This is a genomic window from Thalassovita mangrovi, assembly GCF_009857745.1.
GTDB classification, from domain to species: Bacteria; Pseudomonadota; Alphaproteobacteria; order Rhodobacterales; family Rhodobacteraceae; genus Thalassobius; species Thalassobius mangrovi.
In genome coordinates this window covers 732,836-750,234 of the sequence record NZ_WWEN01000002.1, presented here as the reverse complement: position 1 = coordinate 750,234, position 17,399 = coordinate 732,836, and the positions used below count along the sequence as shown (strand labels likewise).

The window sequence follows — 17,399 nt, the reverse complement described above, 5'->3', positions numbered from 1 at the left end:
TTCAAGCGACACCACAGCGACACCAAAAGGGCCGGCAGGGCAGCGATCATGGCAGAACAGATCAGCAAACCGCGCAGTTTCCAGGAGATCATCCTGAGGCTTCAGAATTACTGGGCCGGCAAGGGCTGCGCCGTGATGCAGCCATATGACATGGAGGTCGGCGCGGGCACCTTCCACCCGGCCACCACGCTGCGTTCGCTGGGGTCGAAATCCTGGGCCGCGGCCTATGTGCAGCCGTCGCGCCGCCCGACCGACGGGCGCTATGGCGAAAATCCCAACCGGCTGCAGCACTATTACCAATACCAGGTGCTGATCAAACCCAGCCCGCCGGATCTGCAGGACCTGTACCTGGGGTCGCTGGCGGCGATCGGCATCGACATGGACATGCACGACATCCGCTTCGTCGAGGATGACTGGGAATCCCCGACGCTGGGCGCCTGGGGCCTGGGCTGGGAAGTCTGGTGCGACGGGATGGAAGTGTCGCAGTTCACCTATTTCCAGCAGGTCGGCGGCCACGACTGCCACCCGGTTTCGGGCGAGCTGACCTACGGTCTGGAACGTCTGGCGATGTATGTTCTGGGCATCGATCACGTGATGGAAATGCCCTATAACGATCCGCAGACGGAAATCGCGCTGACCTATGGCGACATCTTCCGCCAGACCGAAGAAGAATACAGCCGCTGGAATTTCGACGTCGCCAATACCGATGTGCTGCTGAAGCATTTCGAAGAGGCCGAGGCGGAATGCGAGGCGATCCTCGATCATCCTTTCGTCGATCCCAAGACCGGCAAGCGCATCGTGATGGCGCATCCGGCCTATGACCAGTGCATCAAGGCATCGCACCTGTTCAACCTGCTCGATGCGCGCGGGGTGATTTCGGTCACCGAGCGGCAGGCCTATATCGGCCGGGTCCGGGCGCTGGCCAAGAAATGCGCCGATGCCTTCGTGCAGACCGAAGCCGGGGGATATACGGAAGAGAAAGAAGGGGAAGACCTGGCAAAAGCCTACGCCGACAACCCGGATTTTGGAAAGTTCTGATGATCGGAAAACTGCTCGCGGGGTTTATCGTGGTAACGGCATTGGTGGCCGGCGTGGCCATGTATTACCTTCAGGTCTACGCCTATTACGACGAGGTCGCGGCCTCGGGCACCGATGACGTGCGGATCACGTCGCTGGTGACCGGCCTGCCCGAACCGATCCTTTACGCGGATTTCGAGGCGATCGATTCCAACAGCTCGCCCATCCGCTACCGCGCCTGTTTCACCACCCAGATGAGCCAGGCGATGCTGACCGAAACCTATGAAGCCTATGACGGTGCCGAGCCGCTGGTCGCGCCGGGCTGGTTCGATTGCTTCGACGCCAAGGCGCTTGGCGCGCAGCTGGAAAACGGCACGGCGCTGGCCTTCGCCGGTCAGCGCAACATCCAATACGGTGTCGACCGCGTTGTCGCCGTGACCCAGGACGGGCGCGGCTATGTCTGGCACCAGATCAACCACTGCGGCGCGGTCGTGTTCGACGGCGAACCCGCCCCCGCAGATTGCCCCACTCCCCCGGAAGGCTACTGACATGCCCGATTTGCTGATCGAACTCTTTTCGGAAGAAATCCCCGCCCGGATGCAGGCGCGGGCGGCCGAAGACCTGAAGAAACGCGTGACCGACGGGTTGGTCGAGGCGGGCCTGACCTATGCTGGCGCCGCCGCCTTTTCGACCCCGCGCCGCCTGGCGCTGGCGATCGAGGGGCTGCTGGACAAAAGCCCGACCGTGCGCGAGGAACGCAAGGGGCCGCGCACCGATGCGCCGGAAAAGGCGATCGAGGGTTTCCTGCGCGGCGCGGGCGTGACCCGCGACCAACTGGAGGAACGCGACGACAAGAAGGGCAAGGTGTTCTTTGCCGTGATCGAAAAACCGGGCCGTCCGGCGTCGGAAATCGTGGCCGAGGTGCTGGAAGACGCGATCCGCAACTTCCCCTGGCCGAAATCCATGCGGTGGGGCACCGGTTCCCTGCGGTGGGTGCGGCCGCTGCATTCGATCCTGTGCATCCTGACCAATGACGCAGGCGAGGCCGAAGTGGTGCCGATGGATGTCGACGGCATCAAATCCGGCAACATGACCGAAGGCCACCGTTTCATGGGTGCGGGCCGCTTCCCGGTCAACGGGTTCGACGATTACGCCGCCAAGCTGAAACGCGACCGGGTGATTCTGGACGCAAGCGAACGCGCCGATCACATCTGGCAGGACGCCACCAACCAGGCCTTCGCCTGCGGGCTGGAAGTGGTCGAGGACCGCGGATTGCTGGCCGAGGTGTCGGGTCTGGTCGAATGGCCGGTGGTGCTGGTGGGCGAAATCGGGGCCGAATTCCTCGACCTGCCTCCCGAGGTGCTGCAGACCTCGATGAAGGAACACCAGAAATTCTTCTCGGTGAAAAACCCCAAGACCGGGCGGATCGAACGCTTCATCACCGTGGCGAACCGCGAAACTTCTGACCACGGCGCGACCATCCTGGCGGGCAACCAGAAGGTGCTGTCGGCGCGGTTGTCGGATGCGAAATTCTTCTGGGAAAACGATCTGCGCGTCGCCAAGGCGGGGATGCATCAGTGGACCGACCAGCTGGCCAACGTGACCTTCCACAACAAACTGGGCACCCAGGCCGCGCGGATCGACCGGATCGCGGCGCTGGCGCGCGAAATCGCCCCGGTGCTGGGGGTCGAGGCGGATCTGGCGGAACAGGCGGCACGGGTGGCCAAGGCCGACCTGTCGTCCGAAATGGTCTATGAATTCCCCGAATTGCAGGGGTTGATGGGGCGTTATTACGCTGAAGCGGCGGGGCTTCCGGCCGAAGTGGCCGCAGCCTGCGAAGAACATTATTCGCCGCTGGGCCCGTCCGACGACGTGCCGGCGGGCGACGTGTCCAAGGTGGTGGCGCTGGCCGACAAGCTCGACACGCTGACCGGGTTCTGGGCGATCGACGAAAAACCAACCGGATCGAAGGACCCCTTCGCGCTGCGTCGGGCTGCTTTGGGCGTGATCCGTATCGTGCTGGCCGGTGACATCCGCGTGCACCTGGACCGGTTCATCGATAGCCAACTGCTGAAGCACAAGATCAACCTGAACCACATGGGCGCCAGCGAGGGCGAGATCGAGGCGCTGGAAGAAACGCTGGACGAAATCGCCGAACACGGCGTGTTCGGCGCCGCTTTCCGTGCCGTGATCGAACGGCTCGAAGGCAAGGACGGCGCGCCCGACACCGGCGAAGGGTCGCTGCTGCGCACCGTGGGCGACGCGCTGCCGGACCTGTCCACCGATCTGCTGGCCTTCCTGCATGACCGGCTCAAGGTCTATCTGCGCGACGAAGGCCTGCGTCACGACGTGATCGACGCCTGTCTCGACATGGCAGGCAGCGACGACCTGACCCTGCTGGTCAAGCGTGCCCATGCCCTGGGCGGCTTCCTGAAAACCGATGACGGTGAAAACCTGCTGCAGGGCTTCAAGCGGGCCAACAACATCCTGACCCAGGCCGAGGAAAAGGATGGCGTCGAATACAGTTTCGGGGCGGATGTGAAATTCGCCGAAACCGAGGTGGAAAAGGCGCTGTTCGCTGCGCTGGACAGCGCCGAAACCGCCATCGCCCCGGCGATGCAGGCGGAAGATTTCGAAGCGGTTATGGCCGCGATGGCGGCGCTGCGCGCCCCGATCGACGAATTCTTCGATACGGTGCAGGTGAATACCGACAACGACGTGGTACGCCGCAACCGGCTGAACCTGCTGGCGCGCATCCGGCAGATCTGCTTGGGTGTCGCCGATCTGACCCGGGTCGAAGGCTGAAACCACTGACGTGAAGTCAGCAAGAAAGGCGGTCGGTTTCCGGCCGCCTTTCTTGCTGCTTATATTAAGGTCGGGCTTGCCACGGCACGCGTCAGGCGTATTCTGCGGCATACCAACGAAGGGTGCCGCAGTGCAGCAAGATCCGGATATCACCTATATCACCCCGACCGCGCCGGTCAGCCCCGCCACGCATGGCGGGCGTGCGAAATGTCTTCAGCGGCTGGTCCGTCTGGACCTGCCGGTGCCCAAGACAGTGGCGCTGAGCTTCGACGAGGTGAAGCGGATCGCAGCGGGGGAAACCCCGGACATGGCGGCGCTGATGGAACCGTTCGACGATGCGGCTTTGCTCTGCGTCCGGCCGTCGTCGGAAGATCCCGATTGGGGCGGGCCGGGGGCGGTGCTGAATATCGGCATCAACGACGCGCGCTTCGTCGATCTGTGCGATCAGCTGGGCCGCGAGGCCGCCACCGCGATGTATCTGCGCTTCGTGCAGGCCTATGCGATCCACGTGGCGCGGCTCGATCCGGACATGTTCGACCACATCAACCAGGACGACCCCGATTGCCTGACCGAGGTGCTGCGCGCCTATGAGGAGGAAACCGAAGAGGAGTTCCCGCAGGACCCGGCGGTGCAGCTGCTGGAAGTGCTGCGTTCCATGGCGCGGGCCTGGAGCGGCACCACCGCGCGGCTGTTGCGCCAGGCCAAGGGCGCGCCGGCCGATGCCGGGCTCGGGTTGGTGGTGCAGGAAATGGCCCCCAGCATGGGCAAGGGCGAATGCGGGTCCGGGGTGATCCAGCTGGTCAATTCCAAGACCGGCGAACGAAAGATTACCGGTCGTTACCTGTCGCAATCGCAGGGGCGCGATGCGCTGGCGCGGCGCTCGGCGGCGCTGTATCTGGAACGCGACCCGCGCGGGCCGTCGTTGCAGGAACTGGCGCCGGAAGCCTTCGAGCAGCTGATCGAATACACCCGGCTGATGCGGGTGCGGCTGCGCGAGGAAATGCAGACCGAATTCACCATCGAGAACGGCAATCTGCACGTTCTCGACGGGGTGCGGGTGGCGCGCAGCGCCCATGCCGCGATCCGCATCGCGGTGTCGCTGGCCAATGATGGCATCATCCCGCGCGAAGAGGCGCTGACCCGGGTCGATCCCCGCGCCATCAACGAATTGCTGCACCGCCAGGTCGATCCGGACGCGCCGCGCGACGTTCTGGCCAAGGGTATCGCCGCCAGCCCCGGCGCCGCCAGCGGCCGTATCGTGTTTTCCGCCGCCGAAGCCCAGGCCAGCGCCGCGCGCGGCGAGCCTTGCGTTCTGGTGCGCCGCGAAACCAGCCCCGAGGATATCCGCGGCATGCACGCCGCCGCCGCCGTGCTGACCGAACGCGGCGGCATGACCAGCCACGCCGCGGTGATCGGGCGCGGCATGGGCCTGCCTTGCGTGGTGGGCGCCTCGTCGATCAAGTTCCATCTGCGCCGCAAGATGCTGAAAACCCCCGACGGGCGGGAATTGCATGCGGGCGACGTGATCACCATCGACGGCACCAATGGCGAGGTCCTGGCGGGTGAACCGCCGTTGATCAAGGCGGCGCAGGACGATGCGTTCCAGACCCTGATGACCTGGGCCGACGAGGTGCGCGATATCGGGGTGCGGGCCAATGCCGACACCCCCGCCGATGCCCAGGTCGCCCGCAATTTCAAGGCACAGGGGATCGGGCTGTGCCGGACCGAACACATGTTCTTCGAGGGCGACCGGCTGACAGTGATGCGCGAAATGATCTTCGCCGACACCGCCAAGGACCGCGAGGCGGCGCTGGAACGGCTGCTGCCGATGCAGCGGGCGGATTTCATCGAACTGTTCCGGATCATGCAGGGGCAACCGGTCTGCATCCGCCTGTTCGACCCGCCGCTGCACGAATTCCTGCCGCATGACCGCGCCGGTCACCGCGAACTGGCCGAGGCGCTGGACCTGCCTTTGTCGGACGTTACCCGCCGGGTCGAGCAGCTGAGCGAATACAACCCGATGCTGGGGATGCGCGGCGTGCGGCTGGGCATCACGGTGCCGGAAATCTACGACATGCAGGCGCGCGCGATCTTCGAAGCCACAATCGAGGCCAGCCGCGACGGCGACCCGGTGGTGCCGGAAATCATGATCCCGCTGGTCAGCGCCAAGCGCGAGGTCGAGCTGGTCAAGACCCGGGTCGATGCGGTCGCCGCCGCCGTGCGCACCGAAAAGGGCCGCGATTTCACCTATCGCCTTGGGGTGATGGTGGAAACGCCGCGCGCCGCCCTGCGGGCGGGCGAAATCGCGCCGCACGCGGCCTTCCTGTCCTTCGGCACCAACGACTTGACCCAGATGACTTATGGCTTGTCGCGCGACGATGCGGGCCGGTTCATGTCGACCTATGTGCAGAAGGGCGTTTTCCCCGAAGATCCGTTCCACGACCTGGATACCGACGGGGTGGGCGAATTGCTGCAAATCGGGGCAGAACGCGGCCGCAAGGCGCGGCCCGACCTGGTGCTGTCGATTTGTGGTGAACATGGCGGCAGCCCCGAATCAATCGCCTTCTGCCGCGCCGCAGGGTTCAATTACGTGTCCTGTTCGCCGTTCCGGGTGCCGGTCGCTCGGCTGGCGGCCGCTCAACTGGCCGTTCTCGAAAAAATCGGCGCGACTCCGGATAAGCCGCTGAAAGATTTATAAATAATTCATAATTTTTAGACTTGTTTTGCGAAAGCTGTTGCTTTAGCGTGGCGGCTTTCCTGGCGGCGGCTAGACTAAAGTATGGAATTTTAATATGTGACCGTCTGTTCGCGGGCCCGGCAGGGTCTTCGCAGCAAGGAGAACGGAAGCATGCGTAAAATTTTGGCATTTCTCTTGGCGGCCGCTTTTGCGGTTCCGGCAATGGCAGACACCCAGGTCGATCAGGTGCTGAAGCAGGAAAAGCGTGGTCTGTTCGGCTTGCGCGGGGAGAAGCTGGACAACCTGTTCAACCCGTCGAAGAAAAAGACCAAGATCGCCTATACCCGCGGCTTCCTTGAGGGGCTGCCCGAAGCCAAGGGCGGCGAAGAATGGCAATGCCTGTCCGAGGCGCTGTATTTCGAAGCGCGCGGCGAAAGCGTCAAGGGCCAGTTCGCCGTGGCCGAGGTGATCTTGAACCGCGTCGACAGCCCGCAGTTTCCCGACACCGTCTGCGGCGTGGTGCATCAGGGCACCGGGCGCAAATACCAGTGCCAGTTCACCTATACCTGCGACGGCTACAAGGAAGTCATCGCCGAACACGACGCCTATGAACAGGTCGGCAAGGTGGCCAAGCTGATGGTCGGCGGCGCGCCGCGCGAACTGACCGACGGCGCCACCTATTACCACACCAAGGCGGTCAGTCCGCGCTGGTCGCGCAAATTCGCACGCACCGCGACGATCGGTGTGCACCACTTCTATCGCCCGCAGACCCAGATTTCGCAGAACTGACCGGTTTTGTGCCGCCGGTGACGCATTTCGCCGGTCTTGTGCCGCAGGGCGGATGTGGTCTAGGGAAGGGGCCGATTAGGGTCGGCCCGAACCGACGCCCGCTGACCGGAGATCGCGATGAGCCATGAAATCGAATGGGCCTTTGCCCACCCCTCGGCACGGTCCGAAGGCACCGCGCCCGAAGGTCCGCTGGACCGGATTTCGCTGCGCGATCACATCGTCGACGTGGAAATCGGCGCCTTCCAGGCCGAACGCGGCACCACCCAGCGGATCTGCTTCAACGTCGTGGTCGAGGTGCGGCCGCTGACCGGGCCGGTGGATGACGACGTCGATCGCATCCTGTCCTATGACAAGGTGACCGAGGCAATTTCCCATGAACTGGCCGCCGAGCGGCTGAACCTGCTGGAAACCCTGGCCGACCGGATCGCGCAGCGCATCCTGATGGAACCGCAGGCCGAACGGGTCTTCGTGCGGATCGAAAAGCTCGATCGTGGCCCCGGCGCCCTGGGGGTGGAAATCGTCCGTTCCCGCGCACCCGAAACCGCACCGCTGGCGGAAGATCACCCGCATCCGCAGGTCGTCTACCTGTCAAACGCCGCGATCCGTTCGCCGCTGCTGGGCGGTTGGATCGACCAACTGAAAGCCGAACATCGCCCCACCATCCTCTGTGTCGGTGCGCCCGATGTCGCGGCTCCCGTTGCCGAACATCCGATGGCGCAGCGCCGCATCGACCTGCTGGCGATCGAACAGAACGCCTGGGTGCTGGCGGCGCGCGACAAGCGCTGCGTGGTGGTGAATTCGCGCACCGAACTGGACTGGTCGATGAAGAACGACCAGATCAGCGTCTGGGCGCCGTCGAAGATCGTGCTCGATGCGGTCGATGGGCCCTCGGGCGAGGGCCTGGCGCTGGTGTTGTGGTTCGCCCGCGAAATGCAGGCCGCCGATATGCTGGTGATCGGTGAAGACCTGCCCGACGCGCCCGACCTGCCGCTGCGCGCGGTGGCGGCGGATGTGAAGGTTCTCTGAGCCTTGCCATCGGCGCCGGTTTTGCGCATGTCTCGGGGCATGACCTATTATCGCCCGCTTGTGCAGACCGATCCCAATCGCCCCGATGACGCCCTGACGCTTGCCGAGGGCTGGACCTGGTTCAATGAGGTTGAAGTGCTGTCGCGCGACGGCGCGCCGCAGCGGGTTCCCGCGCGGCAAGCGCCCCCCGAGGTTCTGGACCGTCTGTGTGCCCCCCGCGCCGATATCGCCGGCATGCCAATGTCCGCGCCGCAGGTGATGGGCATCCTCAACGTCACCCCCGACAGCTTTTCCGACGGCGGCCGCCACAACGCGCCGGATCAGGCGCTGGCCCATGCCCGCGTGATGGTGGGGCAGGGGGCGGCGATCATCGATATCGGCGGCGAATCCACCCGCCCCGGCGCGGCCGAGGTGCCAGTGGAGGAAGAAATCCGCCGCACCGCCCCGGTGATCGCGGCGATCCGCGCCGAAATGGCGGTGCCGATCTCCATCGACACCCGCAAAAAGCCGGTGGCGCAGGCGGCCATCGACGCCGGGGCCGACCTGGTCAACGACGTGGCCGGGTTCACCTTCGATCCCGATCTGGCGCCTTACTGCGTCGCCCACGACCTGCCGGTCTGCGTCATGCACGCGCAGGGCGATCCCGAAACCATGCAGCAGGCGCCGCGTTACGACGACGTTTTGCTGGACGTCTACGATTACCTCGAAGAGCGGGTGGCGGCGCTGGAAGCGGCGGGCATTCCGCGAACCCGTATCCTGACCGATCCCGGCATCGGGTTCGGCAAGAAGATGGAACATAACCTGCCGCTGCTGCGGCGGATCGGGCTGTTCCACAGCCTTGGCTGCCCGATCCTGCTGGGCGTGTCGCGCAAGAAATTCATCGGCACGCTGGGAAATGCGCCGGAACCGCGCGACCGCGCCGCCGGATCGGTAGCGGTGGCGCTTGGCGCGGTGGCGCAGGGCGTGCAGGTGCTGCGCGTCCATGACGTGTTCGAAACCCGCTCGGCGCTGAACCTGTGGCAGGCGGTGCATACGGCGTAATCCCGGCCCGGAACAAGGCCGTCAGGCCGCCGGGTCAACGCTATCCGCAACGAAAAAAGCCCCCGGCGCACCGGGGGCTTTCCAAAGCATCTGCAAAGACGCTTAGTTCTTTTCTTTGTCCACCATCTTGCCGGCGGCGATCCAGGGCATCATCGCGCGCAGCTTGGCGCCGACTTCCTCGACCATGTGTTCGTCATTGATCCGGCGGGTGGCCTTGAAGAACGGCTGGCCGACGGCGTTTTCCTGCATGAAGTCACGCACGAACTTGCCGTTCTGGATGTCGGTCAGAACCTCTTTCATCGCCTTCTTGGTCTGCTCGTAGGGCAGGATGCGCGGGCCCGACACGTATTCGCCGTATTCGGCGGTGTTCGAGATCGAGTAGTTCATGTTGGCGATGCCGCCTTCATAGATCAGGTCGACGATCAGCTTCATTTCGTGCAGGCATTCGAAATAGGCCATTTCCGGCGCGTAACCGGCTTCGACCAGGGTCTCAAAGCCCATGCGCATCAGCTCGACAACACCGCCGCACAGAACGGCCTGTTCGCCGAACAGGTCGGTTTCGCATTCTTCGCGGAAGTTGGTCTCAATAATGCCCGAACGGCCGCCACCGATGGCCGAGCAATAGGACAGGCCGATTTCCAGTGCCTTGCCCGACGCGTCGTTGTCGACGGCCACCAGGCAGGGCACGCCGCCGCCCTTGACGTATTCGCCGCGCACGGTGTGGCCCGGGCCCTTCGGCGCCATCATGATGACGTCGACGCCGGCCTTCGGCTCGATCAGGCCGAAATGCACGTTCAGGCCGTGGGCAAACGCGATTGCAGCGCCTTCCTTCAGGTTGTCGTGGACGTATTTCTTGTAGGTTTCGGCCTGCAGTTCATCGGGCATGGTGAACATGATCAGGTCGCACCAGGCCGCCGCTTCGGCGATGCCCATGACCTGCAGCCCTTCCGCTTCGGCCTTCTTGGCCGAGGCCGAGCCTTCGCGCAGCGCCACGACGATGTTCTTGGCACCGGAATCGCGCAGGTTCAGTGCGTGGGCGTGGCCTTGGGAACCATAGCCCAGGATGGCCACTTTCATGTCCTTGATCAGGTTGATGTCGCAATCGCGATCGTAATAAACGCGCATTGGGGCGCTCCTTCCTTTTTATCTCTGGCGGTGATCATACGTGGCGGAAACCGCGATGCGAGAGCGTTTGGAATGAAAAATACCGCAGAAATGGATTGATCATTCGTCAAAATTCGCAGTATTGAAAAAATCATGCTCGATGATCTAGACCGGCGCATTCTGCGCCACATGCAGAACGATCCGAACGGGTCGCTGCCCGATCTGGCCGACCGGATCGGGATGACGGCGTCGCGCTTGTCGCGGCGGCTCGACAAGCTGCGCGAAAGCGGGGTGCTGCGCGGCCAGCGCGCGGTGATTGACTGGCGCGCGCTCGGCTTCGAGGTCGAGGTGTCCTTGCGCATCACGCTGGACAAGACCCAGACCCGCGCCTTCGACGAATTCCTCGCCGCCGCCCGCGACATCCCCGAGGTGATCGAGATCCAGACCTTCCTTGGCCGGGTCGATGTGCGCCTGTCGGTGATCGCCCGCGACATGGCGCATTATCAGGACATCTACCGGTCGCGCATCCTGACCCTGCCGCATATCGCCGATATCGAAACCCTGATGCATGTGGCGCGGATCAAGTCCGAGGAAAGCCTGCCGATATGATGGAGCTCGATGAAATCGACCGCAAGATCTTGCGCGCCTTGGCCGAGGACGCGACCCAGAACGCCGGCGCCCTGGGGCGGTGTTTGGGGCTCAGCCAGCCCGCCACCTGGCGGCGGATCAAGCGATTGCAGGACAGCGGCGTGATCACCGGGCGCAAGCTCGATCTGGATTACGAAAAGCTGGGTTTCGGCGTCACCGTCTTTCTGGGCGTCAAGCTGGCCACCAAGGGCCGCGTCAGCCTGGAAGATTTCGAACGCGCCGTCACCGCCATCCCCGAGGTGCAGACGGTCGAACACGTTCTGGGCCTGTTCGATTACCGGCTGCGCGTCACCGCCCGCGACATCGCCGATTTCGAACGGGTGCTGCGGCGACGGATCATGACCTTGCCCGGCATCGGCGATGTCGAGGCCAATGTGCTGCTGAGCGAGGAACGCCGCCCCGGCCCGCTGGGCTGATTGCATACCGTCATAGGCTTGGACAAAGCGGACAATCCGCGCTACCCAACAGGCAACCGAAATTGGGAGGCCTGAACATGCCCGCTTTGCTCGATACCGTTGATCCCGAGGGATTGCAGGAATTTTCCGTCGTCTTCACCGACCGGTCGCTCAACCACATGTCGGCGGCGTTCCAGCAGGTGATGCGCGACATCTCGGAGATGCTGAAGGAAGTGTACAAGGCGCAGGGCGTGGCGCTGGTCCCCGGCGGCGGCACCTATGGCATGGAATCCGTCGCCCGCCAGTTCGGCCATGACGCCCATGCGATGATCGTGCGCAACGGCTGGTTTTCCTACCGCTGGAGCCAGATATTCGAAGCTGGCGGTTTCGCCGCGCAAACCACCGTGTTCAAGGCGCGTCAGACCGGCAACGGGCCGCAGGCGCCCTTCGCCCCCGCCCCGGTCGAGGAAGTCGTCGCGATGATCCGCGAGACGAAACCGGACGTGGTCTTCGCTCCGCATGTGGAAACCTCAGCCGGGCTGATCCTGCCCGAAGACTACATCACCGCGCTGGCCGCTGCCGCGCATGAGGTCGGCGCGCTGATGGTTCTCGACTGCATCGCATCGGGCTGCGTCTGGGTCGACATGGAAAAGACCGGCGTCGACGTTCTGATCTCAGCGCCGCAAAAGGGCTGGTCGGCCTCGCCCTCGGCGGGCCTGGTGATGATGTCCGACCGCGCGCTGCAGCGGCTGGAAAACACCACCTCCGACAGTTTCGGGCTGGACCTGAAGAAATGGCGGTCGATCATGCAGGCCTATGAGGACGGCGGCCATGCCTATCACGCCACCATGCCCACCGACGCGCTGCGCGCCTTCCGCGACACGATGCAGGAAACCCGCGATTACGGCTTCGACAAGCTGCAGGACGCGCAATGGGCGCTCGGCAACGGCGTGCGCAAGATGCTGGCCGACAAGGGCGTGACCTCGGTCGCCGCCGAAGGCTTCGGCGCCCCCGGCGTGGTGGTCAGCTATACCGACGATCCCGACATCCAGAACGGCAAGAAATTCGCCGCCCTTGGCATGCAGATCGCCGCCGGCGTGCCGCTGGCCTGCGACGAACCCGAAGGTTTCATGACCTTCCGGCTGGGTCTGTTCGGTCTCGACAAGCTCTACGATACCGACGCCACGCTCGCCCGTCTGAAAACGGTGCTCGACAAGGTGCTCTGACCCTCAGGGCTTCTTCTGTTTAAAAATATCCCGGGGGTGAATGCCTTGAAAATCCCCGGGATTTTCAAGGCAGAGGGGGCAGCGCCCCTAGCCCGGCCGATAGTTGCCACCTCGTTTTCGCCTGCTTGGTTTTTACCTCGATGCCTGCAACCTTTAAGAAGCGGGCCCATCGTTATGCGCCGTGCGGGTGCCGTATAGCCACTCGCAGCGCCATTCAGGGCTATGATGTCGTAGAAACCGTTTCGACATGCGACTTGGGCGGAGGCGCCAATAGCGTACCCGCCGGCGATAGATGGTATCGTTGACATAATCGGCGTGAAGATGCCCTTCACTGAGGTCAAGCCCGTCGGCCGCATTGCGCGGGAAACGGAATGTTCAAAGTCGCTGACGCGCGGAGACATAGGCCGAGATAGCCGAGTCCAAAGCTGCCGCATGCCGACCACTCTGACATGATCGGTTGCGCCTCGCCGCGCCGATGACCCGACGTTAATCGGGCAAGAATGTCTTTGCGCGCCCTGTCCGCTTTGACAAGACTGTCGCAAAAGCTGGGGAGGTCGAGCATGTGGAACTTGCGTAAATTACTGGTTGGGCTGCTGGCCCTTGTCATCGCAGGGCTATTCGCGGCGGTGCTCTACCTCTATCTGGTGCCGCCCACCTTGCTGCGGGTGGGTGCCGGATACAGTTCCAAGATCGTCTGTTCCGCGACCTATTTGCAGGGCCGAAACCCGAATGAGGTTCTCGAGACCGATGTGCAGGCGCCTGGCAATCCGGTGCTGCGCGCTTTCATGCTGAACAGCGACAACGCGACGGGCCGGGTGCGGTCGGCCTTCCTGAGGTTGATCGCGCCGATGACATCCGAACACAGGCCGGGGCTTGGCTGCGCGGCGTTGCCCGATGGCAACCTGGCGCAGGCTGACGATCAGTCAGCGCCTGCCGCGCCGGGTCCGGTGGCCTCGCCAGCACTTTGGCCCGAGGGCACGGCGGTGGATCTGAGCCGACATGGCGATCTGGCGCAGATCATCGCGGACCCGGATTTGGCCGGACCGGGAATGCGCGCGACCGTCGTTGTCCATCACGGCCGGATCGTGGCGGAAAGCTATGGCGCGGGGTTCACCCCGCAGATGCCGCTGCTGGGCTGGTCGATGAGCAAGACGGTGACAGCCGCCCTCACGGGGACCGTGATCGAGGCGGGCAAGCTGCGCCTGGATCAAGACCGGCTGCTGACGCAATGGGACAATGACGGGCGCGCCGCGATCACCGTGGCGCAGCTGTTGTCGATGTCGAGCGGGCTGCATTTCAACGAGGATTACGGCGATGTCTCGGATGTGACGCGGATGCTCTATCTGCAATCCGATATGGCAGGGTTCGCAGCCTCGCAAATGCTCGATCACGAGCCGGGCACGACCTTCAACTATTCCACCGGCACGTCGGTGATCCTGTCGCGGATCTGGCAAAACGCGATTGGTGATCGCCAGGCCGCGCTTGACTGGCCGCGCAAGGCGCTGTTCGCCCCCCTGGGGATGGGCAGCGCGGTTTTTGAAACCGATGCGGCAGGCACTTTCGTGGGCGGCTCTTACCTTTACGCGACCGCGCGCGATTGGGCGCGGTTCGGGCAATTCCTGTTGCAGGATGGCACATGGAACGGGCGCCAGATCCTGCCCGAAGGGTTCGCGGCCATGATGCACGCGCCCTCGCAGGCCGATGCGGTTTACGGACAGGGGATGACTTGGCTGGCCGGCCCTGCTTCCGAGCAAAAGGCCGGCGACGATCGGGCCTATGGGCTGCCTGCCGATACCTATTGGCTTGAAGGGCATGACGGGCAAACCGTTACGGTGATCCCGTCAGTCGATCTGGTGGTGGTGCGGATGGGGCTGACACCGTCAGACCTGAACTACCGGCCGCAAAAACTGGTGGCGGCGCTGCTCAAGGCGCTTGGCTGATGTATGCAGGGTCATGCAGGGGGAAGACGTCTTTTGCCGGACCATGCATTGGAAGCGTTCATGCCCCATTGTTCAGGGCGTATTGGCGAAGTCTATTTCCCGCTCGCTGTGGCGGACTGACGTGCCGGACTGCTGCTCTTTCCCGTCACCGCCTTTCGGAGGTGGTGGGGTCTGCGCGGGGAATATCGCTCACCTTTTAAGGGTGTGTACTTTTGGTTGTGAAATTAAGGGTTGTTAAACCCCGGCGCTTCGCGGAGCGGGAAATGTGTTTCTCAAAAGTATGTAAGTGAAAATACATTCGCAAATAAGTATGTAAAGGCCATTCTGATTTAAAAATGCTGCAAATGCAGCCGTCTCCTTCATTGGGTAATCCGCAAAGGAGACGCATGTAAAAGACATTGGACTGCAAGCGAGCAGGGAACGGCCCGCAATGAATGCGACTTGGAATTTCATCGTCTGCCGGTGAACAGCGCGCAGAGCCACGCCAGGGACGGAATTCATTGACGGCCGGAAGATCCGCAGCCTCGTCAAATCTCAGCACCGAAATCACGACCACCCTGAAACCGGGGCGGATATCTGTAAGCATGGGGGCAAGGAACGCAGCCCTCGACAGTAATGTAGTAACGGGAGTTATCAAAGTGACCCTTAAGTTCAAATTATCGGCCGTTTTCACCCTTGTGGTGTTGCTTGCGGCTGCGGGCATTGGGCTCGGCATTTTGAAGATGGGTGAGCTCAAGGCAGAGTTCGACGATGTCTTGAGCCGCAAGGTCCGCGGTGTAGAGCTGGCCAACGAAATTCGCACGGAATCCATCCAGATCGCACGGAACGAAAAAGTCCTGCTTCTCGAGCCACGCAAAGAGCAAAAAGACGCACGTGCGGCCGATATGGACAAACGCGCTGAAAAAATCGAAGGCCTCGTCGCCGAGCTGCGCGAAGTGTCTGAACCCTCCGACCAGGCTTTGCTAGACGCCTTCGAAAAGGAGTGGGAAAATTATCTTTTTGCGAGCTACAAGGTTCGGGACGCGTCAGGTCTGCAGTCAATCCTGAAAGCGCGTGAAACCCTTCAGAACGAGGGTGTGGAATCCTATCAGGCGGTGGCTGCGGCGATGAAGAAGCTGAAGGATCAGCTGATCGCCAATGAAAGCGCGGCGGCCGAATTCGGCGGCATGGGCGGCAGCAAGGAATATGCGGCGATCGCGGAGCTCGAAGCGGCGATCCTGCGGATCCGGGTCAATGTCTACAGTACCTTGGCATCTGCGGTCGATCCCGAGACGGTCAAGAAGCTTGCTGATCGCACGCATGATCGGATCGCTTCCATGATGGAAACCCTCGCGGTAGCCGAACAAGCTTTGCCGGATGTCTATAACGACAATCTGGTCGAACTTAAGAACGCTGGAGAAATTTGGTTGCCCTATATCGAACTGGGGCTGTCGAAATCCCTGGAGAACGGCGATTACACGGCGTTGCAGATCAGTAACAACGCGGCTGCCAATGCACGCCGCACCGCGGATGCACAGCTTGCCACGCTTGTGGAACGTCTGCAGGTTCGCATGACCAATGCACAAACCAATGTCGCCGCGGCCTATGAGATGAGCAAGCGGCTTCAGATCGGCGCGCTGATCGTGATGACCCTCATCGCCAGTTCCGCTGCAATCTGGATCGTTCGCGGCATCTACCGTCAACTGGGTGGCGAACCCGCCTATGCCCAGGACGTGCTGACCCAGATCGCCGAAGGCGACCTGACCGTCGCGATCAAGACCCGCGAAGGCGATTCCAGCAGCCTGCTTGCCGCGCTGGCGAATATGACGGCGCGTCTGAAAGACGTCGTCGGCGATGTCACTGCGGCCTCGCGCAATGTCGCGTCGGGCAGCGAGGAAATGGCGGCCAGCTCGGAACAGCTGAGCCAGGGCGCGTCCGAACAGGCCGCTTCTTCCGAGGAAACCTCGGCCTCGATCGAGGAAATGGCAGCGACGATCAACCAGACCGCCGAAAACACCAACCAGACCGAAAGCATCGCCCGCAAGGCGGCGCAGGACGCGGAAACCAGCGGCAAGGCCGTCGGCGAGGCGGTCAGCGCGATGGAAACGATTGCCGACAAGATCATGGTGATCCAGGAAATCGCCCGTCAGACCGACCTTCTGGCGCTGAACGCGGCGGTCGAAGCGGCTCGGGCCGGCGATCACGGGCGCGGTTTCGCGGTCGTGGCCTCGGAAGTGCGCAAGCTGGCGGAACGGTCGCAGGAAGCCGCAACGGAAATTTCCGGGCTTTCGGGTGAAACGGTGCGTTCGGCACAGGCGGCGGGCGAACTGCTCAACAACCTGGTGCCGGACATCCAGAAGACCGCGGAACTGGTCAGCGGGATTTCCTCGGCCAACGTCGAACTGAACGCCGGTGCGGGTCAGATCAGCGTCGCGATCCAGCAGCTCGATACGGTCACCCAGCAGAACAGCTCGGCCGCCGAGCAGATGTCCACGGCTGCCGTGGGTCTGTCGGAACAGGCAGAGCTGCTGCAGAAGACCATCAGCTTCTTCAAGCTGGAACTGCCGACCGAGACGCTTGGCGCCCCGGCGAACACGCAGCCCTCTGTGGCCCTCAAGGCTGCGGCGGCACCGGAGAAGAAGCCGGAAGGCGTCGTGCTGGATGTCACCAGTGCCGATGACGACGACGACGAAGCGGATTTCATCCGCGTCGCCAACGGCTGAGGGAAGGGGCGCAAGCCCCGACCTGTCCC

13 protein-coding genes are annotated in these 17,399 nt (G+C 63.1%); 12 read left to right on the top strand and 1 reads right to left on the bottom strand.

The annotated features are described in order from the left end of the window. Positions 1–48 precede the first annotated feature (48 nt). The 7 genes from GR167_RS05385 (at position 49) to folP (ending at position 9,355) form a co-directional block, all read left to right on the top strand. Positions 49–1,038 (top strand): glycine--tRNA ligase subunit alpha, encoded by a 990-nt coding sequence (locus GR167_RS05385; RefSeq protein ID WP_160972400.1) that lies wholly within the window; start codon positions 49–51, stop codon positions 1,036–1,038. Continuing rightward, positions 1,038–1,565, top strand: coding sequence for a DUF6446 family protein (locus GR167_RS05380; RefSeq protein WP_212769833.1), 528 nt, complete (start codon positions 1,038–1,040; stop codon positions 1,563–1,565). The genes GR167_RS05385 and GR167_RS05380 overlap by 1 nt, the downstream gene beginning before the upstream one ends. Before the next feature lies 1 nt (position 1,566). Beyond that, positions 1,567–3,822 carry a glycine--tRNA ligase subunit beta gene (glyS, locus tag GR167_RS05375; RefSeq protein WP_160972399.1) on the top strand — a complete coding sequence of 752 codons (2,256 nt, stop codon included), beginning with the start codon at positions 1,567–1,569 and terminating at the stop codon, positions 3,820–3,822. Between the two features lie 130 nt (positions 3,823–3,952). Beyond that, positions 3,953–6,520, top strand: a complete 2,568-nt coding sequence (gene ppdK, locus GR167_RS05370; protein ID WP_160972398.1) for a pyruvate, phosphate dikinase — start codon at positions 3,953–3,955, stop codon at positions 6,518–6,520. A gap of 201 nt (positions 6,521–6,721) precedes the next feature. Next, positions 6,722–7,288 carry a cell wall hydrolase gene (locus tag GR167_RS05365; RefSeq protein ID WP_160972397.1) on the top strand — a complete coding sequence of 189 codons (567 nt, stop codon included), beginning with the start codon at positions 6,722–6,724 and terminating at the stop codon, positions 7,286–7,288. 117 nt (positions 7,289–7,405) lie between these two features. Continuing rightward, on the top strand, positions 7,406–8,314 hold the full coding sequence (locus tag GR167_RS05360) for a dihydroneopterin aldolase (protein WP_160972396.1): 909 nt from the start codon (positions 7,406–7,408) through the stop codon (positions 8,312–8,314). Between the two features lie 39 nt (positions 8,315–8,353). Further along, on the top strand, positions 8,354–9,355 hold the full coding sequence (gene folP, locus GR167_RS05355) for a dihydropteroate synthase (RefSeq protein ID WP_160972395.1): 1,002 nt from the start codon (positions 8,354–8,356) through the stop codon (positions 9,353–9,355). Positions 9,356–9,457: 102 nt separating this feature from the next. On the opposite strand, the gene ilvC is transcribed toward folP, so the two are convergent. Continuing rightward, entirely contained in the window at positions 9,458–10,480 is a 1,023-nt protein-coding gene (ilvC, locus tag GR167_RS05350; protein WP_160972394.1) for a ketol-acid reductoisomerase, read from the bottom strand. Between the two features lie 132 nt (positions 10,481–10,612). Here ilvC and GR167_RS05345 point away from each other — a divergent pair, with 132 nt between their 5' ends. From GR167_RS05345 to GR167_RS05325, 5 genes are all read left to right on the top strand, one after another. Next, the gene (locus tag GR167_RS05345; protein WP_160972393.1) at positions 10,613–11,068 is read left to right on the top strand and encodes an Lrp/AsnC family transcriptional regulator; all 456 of its coding nucleotides are present in this window, start codon (positions 10,613–10,615) and stop codon (positions 11,066–11,068) included. After that, positions 11,065–11,523 carry an Lrp/AsnC family transcriptional regulator gene (locus GR167_RS05340; RefSeq protein WP_160972392.1) on the top strand — a complete coding sequence of 153 codons (459 nt, stop codon included), beginning with the start codon at positions 11,065–11,067 and terminating at the stop codon, positions 11,521–11,523. Before GR167_RS05345 ends, GR167_RS05340 begins: the two co-directional genes overlap by 4 nt. 77 nt (positions 11,524–11,600) lie before the next feature. Next, positions 11,601–12,728: an aminotransferase class V-fold PLP-dependent enzyme gene (locus GR167_RS05335; protein WP_160972391.1), complete on the top strand. Its 1,128-nt coding sequence runs from the start codon at positions 11,601–11,603 to the stop codon at positions 12,726–12,728. Between the two features lie 569 nt (positions 12,729–13,297). Continuing rightward, positions 13,298–14,668 (top strand): serine hydrolase domain-containing protein, encoded by a 1,371-nt coding sequence (locus tag GR167_RS05330; protein WP_212769831.1) that lies wholly within the window; start codon positions 13,298–13,300, stop codon positions 14,666–14,668. A 638-nt stretch (positions 14,669–15,306) separates the two neighbouring features. Beyond that, on the top strand, positions 15,307–17,370 hold the full coding sequence (locus GR167_RS05325; RefSeq protein ID WP_160972389.1) for a HAMP domain-containing methyl-accepting chemotaxis protein: 2,064 nt from the start codon (positions 15,307–15,309) through the stop codon (positions 17,368–17,370). Positions 17,371–17,399 lie beyond the last annotated feature (29 nt).

Bases quoted from the DNA above. Each gene is read 5' to 3' on its own strand.
- glyS (WP_160972399.1), top strand. From the start codon at position 1,567: ATGCCCGATTTGCTGATCGAACTCTTTTCGGAAGAAATCCCCGCCCGG.
- GR167_RS05345 (WP_160972393.1), top strand. From the start codon at position 10,613: ATGCTCGATGATCTAGACCGGCGCATTCTGCGCCACATGCAGAACGAT.
- ilvC (WP_160972394.1), bottom strand. From the start codon at position 10,480: ATGCGCGTTTATTACGATCGCGATTGCGACATCAACCTGATCAAGGAC.
- GR167_RS05360 (WP_160972396.1), top strand. From the start codon at position 7,406: ATGAGCCATGAAATCGAATGGGCCTTTGCCCACCCCTCGGCACGGTCC.
- GR167_RS05380 (WP_212769833.1), top strand. From the start codon at position 1,038: ATGATCGGAAAACTGCTCGCGGGGTTTATCGTGGTAACGGCATTGGTG.
- GR167_RS05335 (WP_160972391.1), top strand. From the start codon at position 11,601: ATGCCCGCTTTGCTCGATACCGTTGATCCCGAGGGATTGCAGGAATTT.
- GR167_RS05365 (WP_160972397.1), top strand. From the start codon at position 6,722: ATGGCAGACACCCAGGTCGATCAGGTGCTGAAGCAGGAAAAGCGTGGT.
- folP (WP_160972395.1), top strand. From the start codon at position 8,354: ATGACCTATTATCGCCCGCTTGTGCAGACCGATCCCAATCGCCCCGAT.
- GR167_RS05385 (WP_160972400.1), top strand. From the start codon at position 49: ATGGCAGAACAGATCAGCAAACCGCGCAGTTTCCAGGAGATCATCCTG.
- GR167_RS05340 (WP_160972392.1), top strand. From the start codon at position 11,065: ATGATGGAGCTCGATGAAATCGACCGCAAGATCTTGCGCGCCTTGGCC.